18 protein-coding genes are annotated in these 17,155 nt (G+C 73.0%); 11 read left to right on the top strand and 7 right to left on the bottom strand.

The window, feature by feature from the left end:
* Positions 1–204 precede the first annotated feature (204 nt).
* Positions 205–435, top strand: a complete 231-nt coding sequence (locus tag ABFX46_RS38275; protein ID WP_131943433.1) for a hypothetical protein — start codon at positions 205–207, stop codon at positions 433–435.
* Between the two features lie 168 nt (positions 436–603).
* On the opposite strand, the gene ABFX46_RS38270 is transcribed toward ABFX46_RS38275, so the two are convergent.
* Both ABFX46_RS38270 and ABFX46_RS38265 read right to left on the bottom strand, forming a co-directional pair.
* Positions 604–903: a Dabb family protein gene (locus ABFX46_RS38270; RefSeq protein WP_346048893.1), complete on the bottom strand. Its 300-nt coding sequence runs from the start codon at positions 901–903 to the stop codon at positions 604–606.
* A 39-nt stretch (positions 904–942) separates the two neighbouring features.
* Positions 943–1,398 carry a flavodoxin family protein gene (locus tag ABFX46_RS38265; protein WP_346048892.1) on the bottom strand — a complete coding sequence of 152 codons (456 nt, stop codon included), beginning with the start codon at positions 1,396–1,398 and terminating at the stop codon, positions 943–945.
* A gap of 172 nt (positions 1,399–1,570) precedes the next feature.
* On the opposite strand from ABFX46_RS38265, the gene ABFX46_RS38260 reads away from it, so the two are divergent.
* From ABFX46_RS38260 to ABFX46_RS38240, 5 genes are all read left to right on the top strand, one after another.
* Positions 1,571–3,199: a bifunctional lysylphosphatidylglycerol flippase/synthetase MprF gene (locus tag ABFX46_RS38260; protein WP_346048891.1), complete on the top strand. Its 1,629-nt coding sequence runs from the start codon at positions 1,571–1,573 to the stop codon at positions 3,197–3,199.
* 68 nt (positions 3,200–3,267) lie between these two features.
* Positions 3,268–4,431, top strand: coding sequence for a serine hydrolase domain-containing protein (locus tag ABFX46_RS38255; protein WP_346048890.1), 1,164 nt, complete (start codon positions 3,268–3,270; stop codon positions 4,429–4,431).
* A 45-nt stretch (positions 4,432–4,476) separates the two neighbouring features.
* Entirely contained in the window at positions 4,477–5,175 is a 699-nt protein-coding gene (locus ABFX46_RS38250) for an endonuclease V (protein ID WP_346048889.1), read from the top strand.
* 86 nt (positions 5,176–5,261) lie between these two features.
* The gene (locus ABFX46_RS38245; protein WP_346048888.1) at positions 5,262–5,831 is read left to right on the top strand and encodes a TetR/AcrR family transcriptional regulator; all 570 of its coding nucleotides are present in this window, start codon (positions 5,262–5,264) and stop codon (positions 5,829–5,831) included.
* A 68-nt stretch (positions 5,832–5,899) separates the two neighbouring features.
* Positions 5,900–6,661: a glucose 1-dehydrogenase gene (locus ABFX46_RS38240; RefSeq protein ID WP_346048887.1), complete on the top strand. Its 762-nt coding sequence runs from the start codon at positions 5,900–5,902 to the stop codon at positions 6,659–6,661.
* A 36-nt stretch (positions 6,662–6,697) separates the two neighbouring features.
* Here ABFX46_RS38240 and ABFX46_RS38235 read toward each other — a convergent pair whose 3' ends face one another.
* A complete protein-coding gene (locus ABFX46_RS38235; protein ID WP_346048886.1) occupies positions 6,698–8,071 on the bottom strand; it encodes an amidase in 1,374 nt (457 codons plus the stop codon).
* A gap of 76 nt (positions 8,072–8,147) precedes the next feature.
* Here ABFX46_RS38235 and ABFX46_RS38230 point away from each other — a divergent pair, with 76 nt between their 5' ends.
* Positions 8,148–8,705 carry a TetR/AcrR family transcriptional regulator gene (locus ABFX46_RS38230; protein WP_346048885.1) on the top strand — a complete coding sequence of 186 codons (558 nt, stop codon included), beginning with the start codon at positions 8,148–8,150 and terminating at the stop codon, positions 8,703–8,705.
* Positions 8,706–9,075: 370 nt separating this feature from the next.
* Positions 9,076–10,320, top strand: a complete 1,245-nt coding sequence (locus tag ABFX46_RS38225; RefSeq protein ID WP_346048884.1) for a cytochrome P450 — start codon at positions 9,076–9,078, stop codon at positions 10,318–10,320.
* A gap of 41 nt (positions 10,321–10,361) precedes the next feature.
* On the opposite strand, the gene ABFX46_RS38220 is transcribed toward ABFX46_RS38225, so the two are convergent.
* Positions 10,362–11,927: an SAM-dependent methyltransferase gene (locus ABFX46_RS38220; protein ID WP_346048883.1), complete on the bottom strand. Its 1,566-nt coding sequence runs from the start codon at positions 11,925–11,927 to the stop codon at positions 10,362–10,364.
* Between the two features lie 440 nt (positions 11,928–12,367).
* Here ABFX46_RS38220 and ABFX46_RS38215 point away from each other — a divergent pair, with 440 nt between their 5' ends.
* Both ABFX46_RS38215 and ABFX46_RS38210 read left to right on the top strand, forming a co-directional pair.
* The gene (locus ABFX46_RS38215; RefSeq protein ID WP_346048882.1) at positions 12,368–12,868 is read left to right on the top strand and encodes an SH3 domain-containing protein; all 501 of its coding nucleotides are present in this window, start codon (positions 12,368–12,370) and stop codon (positions 12,866–12,868) included.
* Positions 12,869–12,982: 114 nt separating this feature from the next.
* Complete coding sequence (locus tag ABFX46_RS38210) at positions 12,983–13,480, top strand: DinB family protein (RefSeq protein WP_346048881.1); 498 nt, start codon at positions 12,983–12,985, stop codon at positions 13,478–13,480.
* Here the strand turns inward: ABFX46_RS38210 and ABFX46_RS38205 are convergent.
* From ABFX46_RS38205 to ABFX46_RS38195, 3 genes are all read right to left on the bottom strand, one after another.
* A complete protein-coding gene (locus tag ABFX46_RS38205; protein WP_346048880.1) occupies positions 13,477–14,508 on the bottom strand; it encodes a chitinase in 1,032 nt (343 codons plus the stop codon). The genes ABFX46_RS38210 and ABFX46_RS38205 overlap by 4 nt on opposite strands.
* Positions 14,509–14,581: 73 nt before the next feature.
* On the bottom strand, positions 14,582–15,928 hold the full coding sequence (locus ABFX46_RS38200; protein ID WP_131939351.1) for a sensor histidine kinase: 1,347 nt from the start codon (positions 15,926–15,928) through the stop codon (positions 14,582–14,584).
* Positions 15,925–16,611: a response regulator transcription factor gene (locus ABFX46_RS38195; protein ID WP_176195944.1), complete on the bottom strand. Its 687-nt coding sequence runs from the start codon at positions 16,609–16,611 to the stop codon at positions 15,925–15,927. Before ABFX46_RS38195 ends, ABFX46_RS38200 begins: the two co-directional genes overlap by 4 nt.
* Before the next feature lie 66 nt (positions 16,612–16,677).
* On the opposite strand from ABFX46_RS38195, the gene ABFX46_RS38190 reads away from it, so the two are divergent.
* Positions 16,678–17,154, top strand: coding sequence for a hypothetical protein (locus ABFX46_RS38190; RefSeq protein ID WP_346048879.1), 477 nt, complete (start codon positions 16,678–16,680; stop codon positions 17,152–17,154).
* The last annotated feature ends 1 nt before the right edge of the window (position 17,155 follow it).

Genomic DNA, 17,155 nt, shown 5'->3' with positions numbered 1-17,155 from the left:
TCGTACCCTTTCGCGGCTTCGCCATGCCGATGGGCAGCCTCGTCCCATGGTCCGAACACGTCCGTTGGGGCACATCCGGCGCGGTATCCCACTGTGAACGGTCCCTAACCCCCATAGTGTGCTTAGTCACAAATTGCCGAGTAGGGGTGACGCATTGGCCCGTGGGGACGCTGTTACTGGAGACATCTACGGGGGGAGGGCGACATGACGGCTCAACGGGGCGCCGCCGGTCGCGACGAGCCCACGCCCGCGGCCATGCGCGCCGCCACGGCGCGGGGCCTTCAGGAGCAGTTCCCAGGGGTGCGCGTCTGGTACGGCGAGGCGACCGGGTCGTGGTGGGCGATGGTCCCGCTGCGGGACGGTCCGCGGCTGCTGGAGGCGCCGTCCCCGCAGCAGCTCCGCGACGAGATCCTCAGCCTGCGGAGCCGGGGCTGACGGGCGCCGGCGCGTAGGCCGGACACCGCATACCGGGTGCGCGCACCGGCGCGCCCGGGCCGACGTATGCCGCCCGCCGGGGACGGGGCGCGATCCGTCCCCAGCGGGCGTCTCTGGTGAAACTAACCCGAAAAGCGTTCGGACACAAGCGCTTGCTCGGTTTTGTCCTCACATCTCGTACTGGATGGCGGCGCGCTCCGCCACGATCGGCGCGATGAACTGCTCCACCACGGCCCGGTGGTCGGGGTGGTCGCGGTAGGCGAGGTAGCCGTCGCGGTCGGCGAAGTCCGCGACGATCGCGAACTCGTAGCCGCCCGGGTCCACGCCGGCGTTCGTCCCGGTGCTGTACGCCGCGATCTCGGGGATGCGGCCGGGCAGCTCGCCGAGCTTCGCCGCGACCTCGTCCTGCTGGCCGGTCGTCGTCCCCTCGGCCCACTTGATCATCACCACATGGCGGAATCCACTCATGGGGGAAAGCTATCGGCCGCCGCCTCGGACGCCGCCGCCTCAGACGCCGCCGAGTTCGGCCGCCGTGATCGCGCCGAGTTCCCAGCACGCCTCCAGATCGGCCTTGCCGGGCTCGCCGGTCACCACCACCGGCGGCTGGACGGCCTTCCACTTCAGCCCCGTCGTGATGGAGTCCAGCGCGCGCAGCGCCCCGGTGGCGTCGTTGTTGCCGTGCAGGAAGGCCCCGAACGGGCGGCGGACCGTCTCCTCCAGGCACGGGTAGTAGATCTGGTCGAAGAAGTGCTTGAGCGCCCCGGACAGGTAGCCGAGGTTGACGGGCGAGCCGAGCAGGTAGCCGTCCGCCTCCAGGACGTCCACCGCGGACGCCGTCAGCGCCGGCCGGGACACGATGTCCACGCCCTCGATCTCGTCGGTGGACGCGCCCGCGCGCACCGCCTCGAACATCGCCTGGACCGACGGGGACGGCGTGTGGTGGACGAGCAGCAGCCTCTTCACCACGCCGAGACTAGTGGCGCTCCCCTCCCCCGGCCGGGTAGGGCCGACCGGGGATTTCCGGCGTAGGCTGCGCTTGGAGGCATATCGAACGTCCGGCCGGGGGAATGAGTTCCAAAGGATCTTGGTTGGGGGCTCAGCGGAGGTGTCCTTCGTGGAACCAGGGAAACCGGCCGTGCCGCCGGTCGCACGGTCCGTCTGGCCGCTCGCGCTGGCCGCGGCGCTGGTCGCGGTGCTCATCGCGGCGCCCGCGCTGCCCGGCTGCCCGCCGTGGCTCGGCCGCCTGTCGCGGATCGTGACCGGCAGCCCGCTCGCCCCCGCGCACGCCATCGCCCTCGCCCTCGCGCTCGGCCTCGTCGCGCGCGGCGTCCTGCTGCTGCGCCGCGCGGCCTGGTACGGCCTCGTCGCGCTGGTCGTGCTCGGGCTGCTCGCCGTCGTCACCGGCGAGGACCCGCTGTGGCGGCTGCCGCTCCTCGGCGCCGTCCTCGGCGGGCTGTGGTTGGAGCGCGACCGGTTCCCGGTCCGGCCGCACCCCGAGCGGGTCCGCACCGCGGTGAAGACCGGCGCGCTGCTGGTGATCGCCGCCATCGCCGTCTCGCTGCTGTTCGGCGGCGTGTCGGTCCGGTCGGTCGGGGCCGTCGCCGCCGGGCTCGGGTCCACCGGCCCGCCGCTGGACGGGGCGTCCTGGCTGCCGGGCATGCTCGGCCTCGCCGGCGCCGCCGGGCTGCTCGTGCTCGTCACCACGCTGCTCGCGCCCGATCCGGCGCCGCCGCCCGGCGACGAGCGGGAGCGCCGCCGCGTCGCCGGCCTCGTCGCGCATCCCGGCTCCGACACGCTCGCCCCGTTCGCGCTGCGCCGCGACAAGGCGTACGTGTTCAGCGCGGACGGCCGCGCCGCGATCGGCTACCGCGTCCTGTTCGGCGTCGCGGTCGCGGGCGGTGACCCGGTCGGCGACCCGGCCTCGCACGGCGACGCCGTCCGCGCGTTCCTCGCGATGTGCCGGACGACGGGCTGGCGCCCGGCCGTCCTCGGCGCGAGCGACGAGCTGCTCCCCGCCTGGGGCCCGTGCCGCACGATCGGGTTCGGGGACGAGGTCGTCGTCAGCCCCGGCGAGTTCTCGCTGAGCGGGCGCCGGATGCGCAACGTCCGGCAGGCGGTGAAGCGCACCGAGAACGCGGGGGTCACCTCCCGGATCGTCCCGGAGCGCGACCTCACGCCGGTGCTGCGCGGCCGGCTGCTGGAGGTGGCGTCCCGCTCGCTCGGCGGCGCGGCCGAGCGCGGCTTCTCCATGAACCTGGACGAGCTGCTCACCGGCTACCACCCGGGCGCCGTGGTCGCGATCGCCTACGACGAGGACGAGCGGCCCATCGCGTTCCAGCGCTACGTCACGGCCGGGCAGGGCATCAGCCTGGACGCGATGCGGCGCAGCCCCGGCGGCCCCAACGGCGTCAACGAGCGGCTCATCGTGGAGATGATCGAGTACGCGGCCGAGCACGGCCACGGCGTCGTCTCGCTGAACTTCGCCGCGTTCCGCGAGCTGCTCGACAGCGACGAGCGCGGGCTCCTGGAGAAGGCCGGCTACCAGGCCCTCCACCTGCTGGACCCGTGGATCGCGGTCGAGTCGCTCTACCTGTTCAACAAGAAGTTCCGGCCGTCCTACAAGCCGCGCAACGTCGTGTTCCGCTCCTGGTTCGACATCGCATTGCTGGCGGCGGCCCTGCTGACCCTGGAGTTCGGCCGCACCGGACTGGCCGAGCCCGCGGAGGAGCCGCTCACCGCACCCGTCCACCATCTGGGCCGCTGACCGCGGGCGCGCTCGCCGGGCATTCCTAGAACGTGATTCTATGGAGTCCCCGTCGAGAGGAATGCGGCATGAGCACGGTGGTGCAGGGGCACTGCGACCCGGCGTTCGCGGGCGTCCGCGAGGTGTTCGAGCAGAACTTCGCGGAGGGGCGCGAACTGGGCGCCGCGGTCGCCGTCTACGCGGGCGACCGCAAGGTCGTCGACCTGTGGGGCGGCGTCGCCGACCGCCGCACCGGCCGCGCGTGGCTGCCCGACACGCCCTGCTTCGGGTTCTCCTGCACCAAGGCCGTCACGGCCGCCGCCGCGGCCCTGCTCGCCGAGCGCGGCGCCTACGACGTGGACGGCCCGGTCACCGACTGGTGGCCGGAGTTCGGCGCCGCGGGCAAGGAGGGCGCGACCGCCGCGCACCTCCTCTCGCACCAGGTGGGGCTGCCCGCGTTCGCCCGCCCCGTGTCGGCCGAGGAGGCGGCGGACGCCCCCGCGCTCGCGGCGGAACTGGCCGCGCAGAAGCCGGAGTGGACGCCGGGCTCGGCGCACGGCTACCACGCGCTGACCTACGGCTGGCTCGCCGGCGAGATCGTCCGGCGCCACTCGGGCCGGACGGTCGGCGCGTTCGCCGAGGACGAGTTCGCCCGCGACCTGGACCTGTGGATCGGCTCCCCGGACGACGTGATCGAGCGCGCCGCGAAGATGTCGGCGGGACGGCGCGGCGCCGCCGACCATCCGCGGACCCGCGACCGCGGCCTGCTGGAGCGCCTCGCCGCCGCCTACACCGACCCGGACAGCATGATGAACCGGGCGCTGAACAACCCGCACCCGGGCAAGGGCGGCTACAACAACCCCGTCGTGCTGCGCGCGGGCTGGCCGTCCGCCGGGATGCTCGCCACCGCGCCCGCGTTCGCCGGCTTCTACCGCGACCTCGTGGCGGGCCGGATCCTGCGTCCCGACACGCTGCGTGAGGCGATCCGCCCGCGCGTCGCCGGACCGGACCGGACGATGCTCGTCGACAGCTCGTTCGGGCTCGGCTTCATGCGCCCGGCCCAGACGTTCTTCGTCCCGGCGGCGGGGCGGGAGTCGGCGTTCGGGCACACCGGCGCGGGCGGCTCCATCGGCCTCGGCGACCCGGACGCGGGGCTCGCGCTCGCCTACCTGCCGAACCTGATGGGCGACCACCTGACCGGCGACATGCGCGCCTACCGCCTGACCGAGGCCGCCTACGCGTCGCTCGCCTGACGGCACCGCACCGGACGTCCGCGCCGGGCGGTAGCGTGCCGGTCCATGGAGGTCCGCGAGCTGCACGCCTGGCCGGCCACGGCCGAGGAGGCGGAGGCGATCCAGGACCGGCTGCGTCCGATGCTCGAACTCGGCGTCCCGGGGCTGGCCGCGCCGCGCACGGTCGCCGGGCTGGACGTCTCCTACGCGGGCGACGACGGCGGGACCGGGACGCGGCTGGCCGCCGCCGCGGTCGTCCTGGACGCCGCGACGCTGGAGGTGCTGGAGGAGTCGGTGGCCGTCGGGACGGCCGCGTTCCCCTACGTCCCCGGCCTGTTCGCGTTCCGCGAGCTGCCGACACTGCTCGACGCGCTGCGCGGCCTCACGACCGTGCCCGACCTGCTGGTCTGCGACGGGTTCGGGGTCGCGCATCCCCGCCGCTTCGGGCTCGCCTGCCACCTCGGCGTCCTGACCGGCCTGCCGGCGATCGGCGTCGGCAAGACCGCGTTCGTGGGCGCGTACGAGCAGCCGGGCCCGCGGCGCGGCGACGCGAGCCCCCTGCTGGACGGCGGCGAGGTCGTGGGGCGCGTCCTGCGCACGCGGGACGGCGTGAAGCCGGTGTTCGTGTCCGTCGGGCACCGCACCGACCTCGACACGGCGTGCCGCCTCGTCCTGTCGCTGGCGCCCGACTACCGGCTGCCGGAGACCACCCGCCGCGCCGACCGGCTCTCCCGGGACGCCCTGTCCGCCGCCGCGGGCGGGTAGCGCTCTCCCCCTCGGAGATGGCAGGCTCGTCCCTACGCCAGGCGGCGACCACCGCAGGTCATCCGCTGAACCGCTGGACGGTGCCCATGGACACCCGCCCGATGCGGGCCGACGCCCGCCGCAACTACGAGCGACTGATCACGACCGCCCGCACCGCCTTCATGGAGCACGGCACGGGCGCCTCCCTCGACGACATCGCCAAGCGCGCCGGCGTCGGCTCCGGAACGCTGTACCGCCACTTCCCCACCCGCGACGCGCTGCTGCACGCCGTCCTGCGCGAGCGGATCGACGGGCTCCTCGCGCACGCCGCCGAGCTGCTCGCCGAGCCGGACGCCGAGGCCGCGCTGGGCCGCTGGCTGCGCACCTACCTCGCGGGCGCGGCGACCCCGCGCGGCACCTCCACGGTGATCATCGAGGCGATGTCGGCGGAGTGGGCCGCCACCGGCCTCGGCGCCGCGGCCGCCGCGATCTGCGACGCGCTCGGCCGGCTGCTGGACCGGGCGCAGCGCACCGGGGCGATCCGCGCCGAGATCGACCCGCGCGACCTGCTGCGGCTCACCAACGCGATCGGCGTCGCGTCCGAGCGGACGCCCGACCCGGACGCCTACGCCGACCGGATGCTGGCGCTGCTCTTCGACGGCCTGCGCACCGCCTAGGCCGCCTTGTTCCGTTGACCAAGCGTTCGCTAGGTTACTGGGCAGGCAACCGGCTTCGAGGAGCGTTGATGGGGCAGCTTGACGGCAAGGTGGCGCTGATCACCGGCGGTGCGCGCGGCATGGGCAAGTCGCACGTCCGCCGGTTCCTGGACGAGGGCGCCAGGGTGGTCTTCGGCGACGTCCTGGAGGAGGAGGGCGCCAAGCTCGCCGCCGACCTCGGGGACGGCGCCCGGTTCGTCCGGATGGACGTCACCTCGCCGGACGACTGGCAGGCGGCCGTCGAGACCGCGACGAGCACGTTCGGGGCGCTGAACGTCCTGGTCAACAACGCCGGCATCATCCGGCACAAGACCATCGAGGACATGGAGGTCGACGAGTTCCGCCGCATCCTGGAGGTGAACCTGGTCGGCCAGTGGCTCGGCGTGAAGTCGGTGATCGCGCCCATGAAGGAGGCGGGCGGCGGCTCGATCGTCAACGTCTCCTCGACCGAGGGGTTCATCGGCGCGGCCGGCCTCGCCGCCTACAGCTCCAGCAAGTTCGGCGTCCGCGGCCTCACCAAGTCCGCGGCCCGCGAACTCGGCCAGTACGGCATCCGGGTGAACTCCATCCACCCCGGCGGCGTGGTGACCCCGCTGTTCATGCAGGACGACATCATCGCGGCCAAGGCCGGCAGCGCCGACGCGTTCATGAACTCGCTCCCCCTCGGCCGCATGGCGAAGTCCAAGGAGGTCTCCGGCCTCGTCGTCTACCTGGCCTCGGACGACTCGTCCTACTGCACCGGCAGCGAGGTCCTGGTCGACGGCGGCATGCTGACCGGCGCGGGGTACTGAACCGTGGCGGGCCGCTCCGGGCGGTCCGCCGCGCCGTCAGGGACGCCGCTCGGCCCAGCCTTCGAGGGCCTCCAGCTGGGCGGCGAGCGAGATGAGCGTGGCCTCGTCGGAGTCGTGTCCGAGCAGCTGAGCGCCGATGGGCAGGCCGGCCCGGGTGAACCCCGCCGGCACGTTCACGCCCGGCCAGCCCAGCACGTTCCACGTCCAGGCGTAGGGGCAGGCCGCCGCGACGCCCGACTGCGTCCGCTGGTAGCCGGCCCCGTCGAAGGCCCCGACCCGCAGCGGCGGCCGGGCGGTGGTCGGGGTCATCACGACATCGGCGAACTGGAAGATGCGCCCCACCTTGCGCCGCAGGTGGGGGTCCATCCGCTTCGCGAGCGGCAGCAGCCGCCTCCCGAGCACGCGCCCGATGCGCGCCTCGACCTCCGTCCGGTGGTCGGGCCGCGGGTTCGGCAGGGACTCCAGCCAGTCGGCGACACCGGCCGTCCCGCGCGGGATGAGGCCGAGCCCCACCAGCCCGTAGTCGGGGTCGGCCGGGAAGACCTTGTGCCCGAGGTCGGTCAGCCGCCGCGCGAGCCGCTCCACGGCCGCCCGGATCTCCGGATCGAGCTTCCCGCTCACGCCGAAGGCCGTCCGGAACGAGACGGCGATCCGCAGCTTCCCGGGCTCCCGCCTGGCCGCCTCGGCGAACGGCGTCACCGGGGCGTCGATCTGGTAGACGTCCTCGGGGTGGCTTCCGCTCAGGACGTCCAGCATCAGGGCGGCGTCCTCGACGGTGCGCGCCAGCGGCCCCCAGACCGTGATCCCGTTGAACGGATCGGTCTGCGGGTAGCCGGAGACCCTTCCCCGCTGCGGCTTGATGCCGACCAGCCCCGTCCAGGCCGCCGGGATCCGGATGGACCCGGCCCCGTCCGACCCGACCGCGCCCGCGACCATCCCCGCCGCCACGGCCGCCGCCGACCCGCCCGACGACCCGCCCGGCGTGTAGTCGGGATTCCAGGGGTTCCGGGCGCACCCGTAGGCCTCGGACTCGCTGAACGGCCACAACCCCAGCTCGCACGTCGTGGTCTTGCCGACGATCACCGCACCGGCCGCCCGCAGCTTCCGCACGACCTCGGCGTCCCGCTTCGCGGGCTGGTGGTCACCCGCCACCGCGAACGGCGTGGTCTCGCCCGCCAGATCGGTGTCGTCCTTGATGGCCACGGGAACCCCGAGCAGCGGCAGCCGCTCGCCCTTCGCGAGCCGCTTGTCGGCGTCCAGCGCCTCCTGCGCCGCGCCCTCGGACCGCACCACCCGGAACGCCCCGAGCGACTCCTGCCGCCCGATGCTCTCCAGGCTCTCCTCGACCAGCTCACTGGACGAGACGTCGCCCCTCGCCAGCGCCGCCGCCTGCCCCACCAGCCCCAGCACCCACGCCACCTCCGGTGTATCGTTCGTTCGAACGAACGATACCGAACGCACGATCTCTAGGGAAGACTGGGCACCGATGAGCGCTCGCGACCAGATCCTCCAGGCCACCCTCCGCCTCGTCGGCGAGCGAGGGATCGGCGCCGTGACCAACCGCGCCGTCGCCCGCGCGGCCGGCGTCTCCCTCGGCTCCCTCACCTACCACTTCCCGAGCCAGGAGGACCTCCTCCGCGAGGCCCTGCACACCTTCGTGGAAGAGGAGATAAGCCGCATCACGGCCTACGTCACGGCCCTCGCCGACGAGGGCCTCGGCCCCATCCAGGCCCCGGACGAGGTCGAGAAGGCCATCCTCGACTTCACCGACGGCCCCGAGCAGGTGGCGAACCTGGAACTCCACCTGCACGCCGCCCGCGACCCGTCCCTCCGCGAGACCTCGAAGCGCTCCGTCGCGGCCTACGACAGGCTGGCCACGGCCGTCCTCGGCGCCCTGGAGATCCCGGACGCCGAACGCCACGCCCCGGCCGTCGTCGCCATGCTCTACGGCCTCGCCATCCGCCGACTCGCCACCGGCGATACCAGCGCCACCGGCACCGCCGACGCCTTCCGCCTGCTCCTCCTCGGCGCCCTTCCCCGCTGAAAAAGACTTCTGGCCCGCACGGCCCCAGAGCGGGGTAACGGGGCCGTGCGGGCCAGAAACCTGTCTCAATCAGGAACCTCAGTCGGAACCTCAGCCGACGTTCGCTTCGCTCTCCGCCTGTGCACCTCCGCCGTCTCTCAACTCTGACACCCGCAACGCTAAGCCCCCCGCCCTCCCGGCAGAACGCCCTTAAGCCTCACTTAGGGAAGGGCTCACCCGCTCTTATTCGGGGGCCGGGCGGCGCGTCGGTGACCTGGGATTTGACGGGCAATTGATCGGGGCCTCCTACCGTGCGTCCGTCGGGGCCGGCTTCGCGAAGCGCCCCGGCTCAGTGGCGACATCCGACCCCATCCAGCCGAGGAGTATGGACATGGCCGATTCGGGGCAGCCCGAACTGATCCACCCCGAGCAGACCGCCGCCGCGGGGGGCGTCGACGAGCGGGACGTCCCGCAGGTCGACTTCGGTGCGCTCCCGATGCGGGAGGACCGCACCGCGGCCTACCGGATGCTGCTGGCGCACGGGCCGGTGGTGGGCACGGGCCCGAACATGTACGCGGTCGTCTCACGCGCGGACGTCGACAGCGGCCTGAACAGCCCGGACGTCTTCAAGTCCGAGATCGTCCGCGAGAAGGTGGGGTGCCCGGTGCCGCTCGTCCCGGTCGACATCAACCCGCCGGACCACGACCGGATCCGCCGAGTTCTCAAGCCCTACTTCAGCCGGGCCGCGATGGCCGAGCTGGAACCGGGGCTGACGGCCTTCGCCGACCGGCTGATCGATGAGGCGACGGCGGACGGGTCCTGCGATGTCGTCGCCGATCTGGCCGTCCCGCTGTCCGCTCACGCGTTCCTGGAGCTCTTCGGGCTGCCGGTGGAGGACAAGGAGCGCATCATCGCCTGGAAGGACCGGATCCTCGGCGGGACCACCCTGGAGCTCGCCGGTCCGGGCCGGGACGCGCGGACCGCGGCCGACGAGCTGACCGGCTACCTCCGGCGCCATCTGGCGCGGCCCGGGGCCGGGGCGGACCGCCCGGACGCGGTGCTGACCCAGTTGCTGGCGGGCACCGGCGAGGAGACCCTGAGCCCGGACGAGGTGCTCGGCCTGGCCTGGCTCTGTGTGATGGCCGGGTTCGACACCATCGTCGGCGCCATCGGCACGGCGTTCGCGCGGCTCGCCGAGGAGCCGCGGCTGCGCCGCCGGGTCGCCGCGGACCCCGCCGTCGTCCCCGCCGCCGTGGAGGAGCTGGTGCGTCTCGACCCGCCCGCGCCGTTCCTCCCCCGCGTCGCGACCCGGGACACCCGGATCGCCGGCCGCCTGATTCCCGCCGGCGCGCAGGTGAACTTCTGCGTCGGGTCCGCGAACCGCGACCTTCCCGACGCCGAGCGGCCGGACGAGGCCGACTTCTCCCGGACCGGACGGAACCTGTCCTTCGGGTACGGGCGGCACCTGTGCCTGGGCATCCATCTGGCTCGGCTGGAGCTCACGGTGATGCTGCGCGCCTGGCACCGCCGCATCCCCGAGTACCGACTCGCCGAAGGCGCCCGTACCGCCATCCGGTGGCCGCACAGCGGGGTGCGCATCGACCGCCTTCCCCTGGTCTTCCCCGTCCCGGCCTGACACGCGACCGATCGGCCGGCCGCCGCGAGCCCGGCGGCCGGTCAGATGCGCCGCGTGCCCGGCCCCGGTTTCCAGGCCACCGCGCACATGACCCGCTGGTTCACGAGCTCCGGCAGTGTGCCCGGATGCCGCCAGTGCTGGCAGTCGATGATGCCGGGCGGTACGACCTGCAGGCCCCGGAGCCACGTCACGATCTCGCTCTGGGAGCGGGGGTGGAAGAACGGGACGTGCTCACGGCTCACCGTCACCACCTCCTCGGGCAGGCCCTCCGAGACCACCGTCGAGACCACCAGGTAGCTGCCCGGCGCCATCGCGTAGGCGTAGGCGGCCATGACGCCGGTGACGTCGTCGGGCAGCAGATGCAGGACGCTGGTCACGAGCACGCCGACGGGCCGGGAGAAGTCGATCACCCGGCGCATCTCCGGAGCGTCGAGGACCGCGGAGGTGTCGCGCAGATCGGCTTCCACGAACGCGGTCCTGCTCGGATCGTCGATCAGGCCCCGCGTGTGGGTGCCGACAACGGGATCGTTGTCGACATAGACCAGCCGGGCGTGGGGGACGACTTCGCGGGCGACCGGCAGCACCTGTCCGTTGTCCGGGAGCCCGGCACCGATATCGATCCACTGCTCGATGCCCGCCGCGGCGATCTCGCGGATGGCGCGGCGCCTGAAATCGTGATGCTGCGTCACCAGATCCCTGAGTCCGGGAACCTGCTTCTCCACCGCGGCGGCCGCGCGCCGGTCCGCTTCGTAGTTGTCCTTCCCGCCCAGCAGCACGTTGATGATGCGCGCGACGACCGGACGGTCGGTGACGAGCGGAGGAGCGGGAGTGTAATCCGGATCGTCGCCGGCCAGCCCTCCCCAGGGACCGCGGCTCGGGCTCCGCATCGGCTGGGGCGCCAGGTCCGGGTCGTCGGCCGCGATCTGCGCGCTCAGGCGCTTCAGCAGGTGCCCCGGCTCCGCGTCGGAGCAGGCCTCGCGGTGCAGCAGCTCCCGCATCTCCTCGTAGACGCGCAGCGCCTTCGCCTTGCTGCCATTGCGGTAGAGGGCGAGCATCAGCCAGCGCCGCAGATGCTCGTCCCACGGATCGGCGGCCACCCATCCCTTGAGGTAAGGCAGGACGTCATCGTGCTCTCCCAGCGATAGGCGCAGCTCCGCCAGGGCGTTCCACGCACTCTTCACCTCCTTCAGCACCCGCTCGATACTGATGACCAGCAGCGTGTTGACCTTCGGCCGGTCCGGCACCGGCACCAGGTTCGCGTCACCGCACAGGTCAACGGCCTGCTGATAGAGCCGCGCGGCCTCCCGCGTATTGCGGGTACGCGCCTCTTCGCCCCGCCGGACGAGTTCCCGGAACCGCCACAGGTCCACCTCGTCGTCCCCGCGCCTGAGTTGCAGCGAATGCCCCTGGGTGAGATGCCGTTCGCCATTGGTGACGACGCGGCCGCCGGGGAAACGCCGCCGGAGCCTCCAGACCAGCGTGTTGACGTCCCTGCGGTGGTCCTTCTCGTCATCGCCCCAGACCACGCGCTGTATCTCCTCCGGAGCGAGGGGTCGCCCGGCCACGAGCCACGCGGACACGAGAAGCCGCATCTGCTCGGGCAGCACCTCCAGGTCCCCCTGCGGACCGTCGGCGACGGCGACAGGGCCCCCGAGCACCCGCACGTACATGCTTCTCCTTGCCGCAACGTGAACGCCGCTTCGACCGGGCCTCCGCCGACCCCGTCCTGGACCCCGGGAAGCTATCGCCGCGCGATCAAATTTCGATCAACCGCAGCGGCGCAGGCCGCCTTCTCCGGCCGCCGCCACGCGCCTCCGCGGAGCGCAGGCCTGCCCGACCTCATGAAACGCGCTCCACTTCGCACCGGAAAGCCCGTGCCACCGCACACATAACAATTCGGTTGCCGGACGCGTCAACCCGGCGGGCCCGCGTCCTTCGGGGCGCCCGACCGACATAGGGGCAAGAAGAGTCTTCGTTACGTTGTGTCATGTTTATCTGACTCTCTGTAATGTTCGGACTGCATGTCGGACGAACATGGAGGGGATAGATGCGCGTACGTACGAAACTCGGTGCCGGGCTGGTGGCGGGCGTGCTCGCCACGGGGATGATGAGCGCCGGAGCGGTCGCCGAGGCCGAGCCGCCCCCGCAGCCGGGGCAGCCCCAGCAGCAGGAGCAGCCGGGGCAGCCGCAGCAGGAGCAGCAGCCGGGGCAGCAGGAGGAAGAGGGGCACGGGCCCGGGGCCATCGTCGTGGGGCCCGAGGGCGCGGCCAAGGCGATGGACCGGCTCCTCAACCGGGACGAGGAGCGCAGCCGCTGGTGCTACGGCAGGGTCCTGCCGAGCAACGGGCTCAACGTCCGCACCGGGCCGGGGCTCCACTACCACAAGGTCGGTGCCCTGGAGCACGGTACGCGGGTGCGGACCGACTGGGACACCATCCAGCGCCGGGACGGCTATCTGTGGGTGCAGATGAGCCACTACCGCTGGATCGCCGACTACAAGGTCGGTAACGGCAACGGCAAGTGGTACGTCAAGTACTACAACTGCTGACCGGGCGAGGGGCCGCCGCCCCGCGGGACGGCGGCCCGCTCACGAGTCTCATGCGGGGCTCTCCCCCGGGTGGAGGCCGCCGGGCGGCCCCGGTGGGCGCTGTACGTTGGCGGGATGGAACAGGTGCCGTTCACCGGTGGTGAGAAGGAGAGCTTGAAGGCCGCGCTCGATCGGCATCGCGATGTGGTGCTGTGGAAGCTCCAAGGGCTGGACGAGGAGCAGGTACGGAAGCCCATGACGGCGTCCGGGACGAGTCTGCTCGGGCTGACGAAGCACTTGGCGGCCGTTGAGTACTCGTGGTTCTGCGGGACGTTCGGCAGGGAGACCGAGCCGCTGCCGATCGATGAGAACGATCCGGACGCCGACCTGCGGGTCGGGCCCGAAGAGACCACGGAGGAGATCGTCGCCTTCTACCGGCGGGCGCGCGCGGCGGCGGACGCCGTGATCGCCGAGTTGGACCTGGAGGCGCGCGGAACCGCGTGGCACGGGGCGACGGTGACGCTGCGGTGGGTGCTGATCCACCTGGTCGAGGAGACCGCGCGGCACGCCGGTCACATGGACATCGTCCGCGAGCTGATCGATGGTGCGACCGGCGACCACGTGCGGGACTAGGCGAACGCCCGGGTGAAGGCGAAGGGCTGCTGGACGATGCCGCTGCAGGTCGGGTCGGCCTGCGGCTCGGGGCCGCCGGGGCACGGCCTGTCGCGGTTCGCGGACCACATCGCCGTCCAGGCGAGGCCCTTGGACGCGGCGAACGCGGCGACCTGCGCGGCGTCCCGCAGCGTGAACGTCTCGGTGGCGACGTCGTTCACGCCGATCATGGGGGTGACGGCGAGGCGGTTCCACGCGGACGGGACGTCCAGCGCCGCGCGGAGCTGGGCCTCGGTCGACGTCGCCGCCTGGACCGCCAGGTCGCCCATCGCCGAGGACGGCGGGCCGTAGTCCATCGCCATGATGTTGACCGCGTCGATGGCGACGCCGTCGGCCTTCGCGTTGGAGACCAGGTTCACGCCGTCCGGAGTGAGGCCCGTCGGGAGGACGGGCAGGGTGAAGGAGACCTTCAGGCCGGGGTGCTTCCGCTGGAGGGCGGCGATGGCCTTCGCACGGCGGGTGTTGGCCGCCGTGTCCGGGAGCGCGGCGCCCTCGATGTCGAAGTCGGCCTGCCTGAGATCGAACGCGGTGACGACCTTGTCGTAGGCGGCGGTGAGGGACTCGACGTCGGCGCACGCGGTGCCGAGTTCGCGGCCGGACGCTCCCCCGAAGGAGATCCGGATGTCGCCGCCGGCGGCGCGGAGCGCGGCGGCCTGGTTCGCGACCGGGTTCGCGCCGAGGTCGGTGGTGCCGCCCCACATGGGCGTGCAGCCGCCGCCGGAGGTGATGAACGCCAGCGTGAACGTCGAGACGCCGGTCTTCTCGGCGGTGCCGGTGAGGTCGTACGGCGGGTAGAGGCCCGCGTCGACGTACGGGGCGAACCGCGGCCCGGTGCCGGCGACGCGGACGACCTGGATCTCGTACGAGCTCGGCGCCGTCGGGATGTTGCCGCTCGCGAGGACGGCGGCGACCGCGATGACCGCGGCGACGATGAGGCCGACGACGCCGATCGCTCCGGCGGCGACGTACTGGAGGCGGGGGCGTTTCATGACGGTCAAGGTAGGGGCGTCCCGAGGCGGCGCCTCGCGGATTAAGGCTGATTTAAGCAGCCGCTATGCCGGGTCACGCGCGGGAGTGGCGGCGGCGTCCGACGAGGCGGCGGGAGCGGCGGGCGGGCGGCAGCCAGCGGGTCCGGAACCACATCTGCACCTGGGCGCCGCCGAGGACGCTGCGGTGGATGCGCAGGTAGCCGCCGGTGGACTCGGCGGCGCGGCGCGCGATGTCCAGGCCGAGGCCGGTGGAGCCGCCGCCGCTGCTGCCGCGCTTCAGCGCGGCGTCGGGGTCGGTGATGCCGGGTCCGCCGTCGGCGACGAGGATGCCGGTGACGCCCTGCCCCTGGTGGAGGGTGACGACGAAGCCGGTGCCCTCGGCGGTGTGCCGGAAGATGTTGCCGAGCAGCGCGTCCACGGCGGCGGCCAGCTCGGTGCCGGGGACGGGCAGCGGCGCGGGCCCCTCGGCGCCGATCAGCTCGCAGGAGCGCCCCTCGTCCTCGGCGAGGACGGACCAGAACGCGACCCGGTCGCGCAGCACCTTGGAGGCGTCGCAGCTGCCGCGCCCGGTGGGCCGCCGGACGGTCCGGATGATCTGGTCGACCTCGCGCTCCAGGCGGTCGACGGCCTCGCGGGTCTGCTCGGCGACCGGCCCGTCGCCGAGCGCCTCGGCGTTGAGCCGCAGCGCGGCGAGCGGGGTGCGCAGGCGGTGCGACAGGTCGGCGGCCATCTCGCGCTCCGCCGACAGGAGCTGGACGACGTGGTCGGCCATCGCGTTGAACGCGAGTCCCGCCTCGATCAGCTCGGGCGGCCCGTCCGGCTCGATGCGGACGGACATCTCGCCGTCCCCGAACGCGCCCGCCGCCTCGGCGAGCCGCCGGGTGGAGCGGATCATCCGGTTGCCGAGCCGGTCGGCCACGGCGACGGACCCGGCGACGAGCGCGCAGGCGACGGTCGTCATGACCAGCCACGCCTTCCAGACGCCGCGCGAGAGGTCGTCGTCGGGGAGGAACACCTCGACGACGGCGGTGCGGCCGGCGTCCAGCGACACCGGCTGGAGGAGGGCGTACCCGCCGTCGACGCGGGCGGTGTAGGAGCGCCCGCGCCGGCCGGCCTCGGTGAGCTGCTCGGGGCGTGCGCTGAAGTCGCCGTGGGCGTCCTTCGGGACGAGCCCGCCGTCCGGCAGGTGCACGGTCATCCGCCCGGCGGCGCCGGCCTGGGTGCTGGCGACGGCGCGTTCGAGGGCGGCGGGGTCCTCGGTGACGACGAGGACGGGGCCGAGCGCGCTCGCCTGCCGCTCGGCGGTGGTGAGGGCGCGGTCCCGGGCGATCTCCCGGACGGTCAGCGCGAGCGGGATCAGGAACGCCAGCGCGACCATCGAGGTGACCGCCAGGGACACCAGGACGAGCGTCTTCCTCATGACCGCGGGTCGGGTTCGGCCAGCCGGACGCCGACGCCGCGCACGGTGTGCAGGTAGCGCGGGGCGGCCGCGGTCTCGCCGAGCTTGCGGCGCAGCCAGGACAGGTGGACGTCGATGGTCTGGTCGTCGCCGTACGCCTGCCGCCACACCTCGGCGAGCAGCTCGCGCCGCGCCACCACCCGGCCGGGGCGGGCGGCGAGGTAGGCGAGGAGGTCGAACTCGCGGCGGGTCAGTTCGAGCTGCTCGCCGTCCAGCAGCGCCTCCCGCCGGTCGAGGTCGATGTGCAGGCCGCCGACGCTGAGCTCGGCGGTCGGCCCGGACCGCGCGGACCTGCGCAGCACGGCGGCGAGGCGGGCGCTGAGGTGCTCGATGGAGAAGGGCTTGATGAGGTAGTCGTCGGCGCCGGCGTTCAGTAACCGGACGATCTCCGGTTCGTCGTCGCGCGCCGTCGCGATGATGACCGGGACGTCGGAGATGCCGCGCAGCATCTTCAGCACCTCCGCGCCGTCGAGATCGGGGAGCCCGAGGTCGAGGACGACGACGTCGGGCGGCGACTGCGTGACCTCGCGCAGCGCGTCCATCGCGGTCCCGACGCTGCGCACGACATGCGACCGCACGCTCAGTTCACGAATCAGGGCGGTCCGGACATTCGCGTCATCCTCGACCACCAAAACACTCGCCATGGCGGAACCGTATGCCACCATGTGCCCATGCGTCGCGCAATGTCGTATGTTGCCCCATGGGCGGGGGTGACCGCGCTGGCGGTGGCCTTATCGTGGCTCGGGGTGCGCGACGTCGTGCGCGGTGCGGTGTCGGAGCGGTCGGCGCCGCCGCCGATCGCGGGGCCCGTCATCCATTCCAGCCCGGAGACCCCGCCGGGGCCGGCGACGGTCGGATCGCCGACCGCGCGGCCCCGCCCGCCGGACGCGCAGGACACCGCTCCGAAACCGTCGAGATCGGCCGAGCCGCCGCCCGATAAGCCGGAGAAGGCGCCGAAGACGCCCGACAATGTGCGCAGTTACGCGACGCGCGGCGGACGCGCCGCGATGTCGATCGAGAAGGACCGGGTACGGCTCGTCTCGGCGACGCCCAATCCGGGATACGAGACGCGCGTGACGCAGGCGGAGGGATGGCTGCGCGTCGACTTCCTCAACGACGAGCACACCTCCTCGGTCATCGCCTCGTGGTACCAGCACGATCCGATCGTGAAGGTCTACGAATACTGAG

The sequence above is a fragment of the Actinomadura chokoriensis genome (assembly GCF_039529475.1).
Taxonomy (GTDB): Bacteria; Actinomycetota; Actinomycetes; order Streptosporangiales; family Streptosporangiaceae; genus Spirillospora; species Spirillospora bangladeshensis.
This window is presented reverse-complemented; position numbering and strand designations above follow the sequence as displayed.

Bases quoted from the DNA above. Each gene is read 5' to 3' on its own strand.
- ABFX46_RS38275 (WP_131943433.1), top strand. From the start codon at position 205: ATGACGGCTCAACGGGGCGCCGCCGGTCGCGACGAGCCCACGCCCGCG.
- ABFX46_RS38270 (WP_346048893.1), bottom strand. From the start codon at position 903: ATGAGTGGATTCCGCCATGTGGTGATGATCAAGTGGGCCGAGGGGACG.
- ABFX46_RS38255 (WP_346048890.1), top strand. From the start codon at position 3,268: ATGAGCACGGTGGTGCAGGGGCACTGCGACCCGGCGTTCGCGGGCGTC.
- ABFX46_RS38250 (WP_346048889.1), top strand. From the start codon at position 4,477: ATGGAGGTCCGCGAGCTGCACGCCTGGCCGGCCACGGCCGAGGAGGCG.
- ABFX46_RS38245 (WP_346048888.1), top strand. From the start codon at position 5,262: ATGGACACCCGCCCGATGCGGGCCGACGCCCGCCGCAACTACGAGCGA.
- ABFX46_RS38240 (WP_346048887.1), top strand. From the start codon at position 5,900: ATGGGGCAGCTTGACGGCAAGGTGGCGCTGATCACCGGCGGTGCGCGC.
- ABFX46_RS38230 (WP_346048885.1), top strand. From the start codon at position 8,148: ATGAGCGCTCGCGACCAGATCCTCCAGGCCACCCTCCGCCTCGTCGGC.
- ABFX46_RS38225 (WP_346048884.1), top strand. From the start codon at position 9,076: ATGGCCGATTCGGGGCAGCCCGAACTGATCCACCCCGAGCAGACCGCC.
- ABFX46_RS38215 (WP_346048882.1), top strand. From the start codon at position 12,368: ATGCGCGTACGTACGAAACTCGGTGCCGGGCTGGTGGCGGGCGTGCTC.
- ABFX46_RS38210 (WP_346048881.1), top strand. From the start codon at position 12,983: ATGGAACAGGTGCCGTTCACCGGTGGTGAGAAGGAGAGCTTGAAGGCC.
- ABFX46_RS38205 (WP_346048880.1), bottom strand. From the start codon at position 14,508: ATGAAACGCCCCCGCCTCCAGTACGTCGCCGCCGGAGCGATCGGCGTC.
- ABFX46_RS38200 (WP_131939351.1), bottom strand. From the start codon at position 15,928: ATGAGGAAGACGCTCGTCCTGGTGTCCCTGGCGGTCACCTCGATGGTC.
- ABFX46_RS38195 (WP_176195944.1), bottom strand. From the start codon at position 16,611: ATGGCGAGTGTTTTGGTGGTCGAGGATGACGCGAATGTCCGGACCGCC.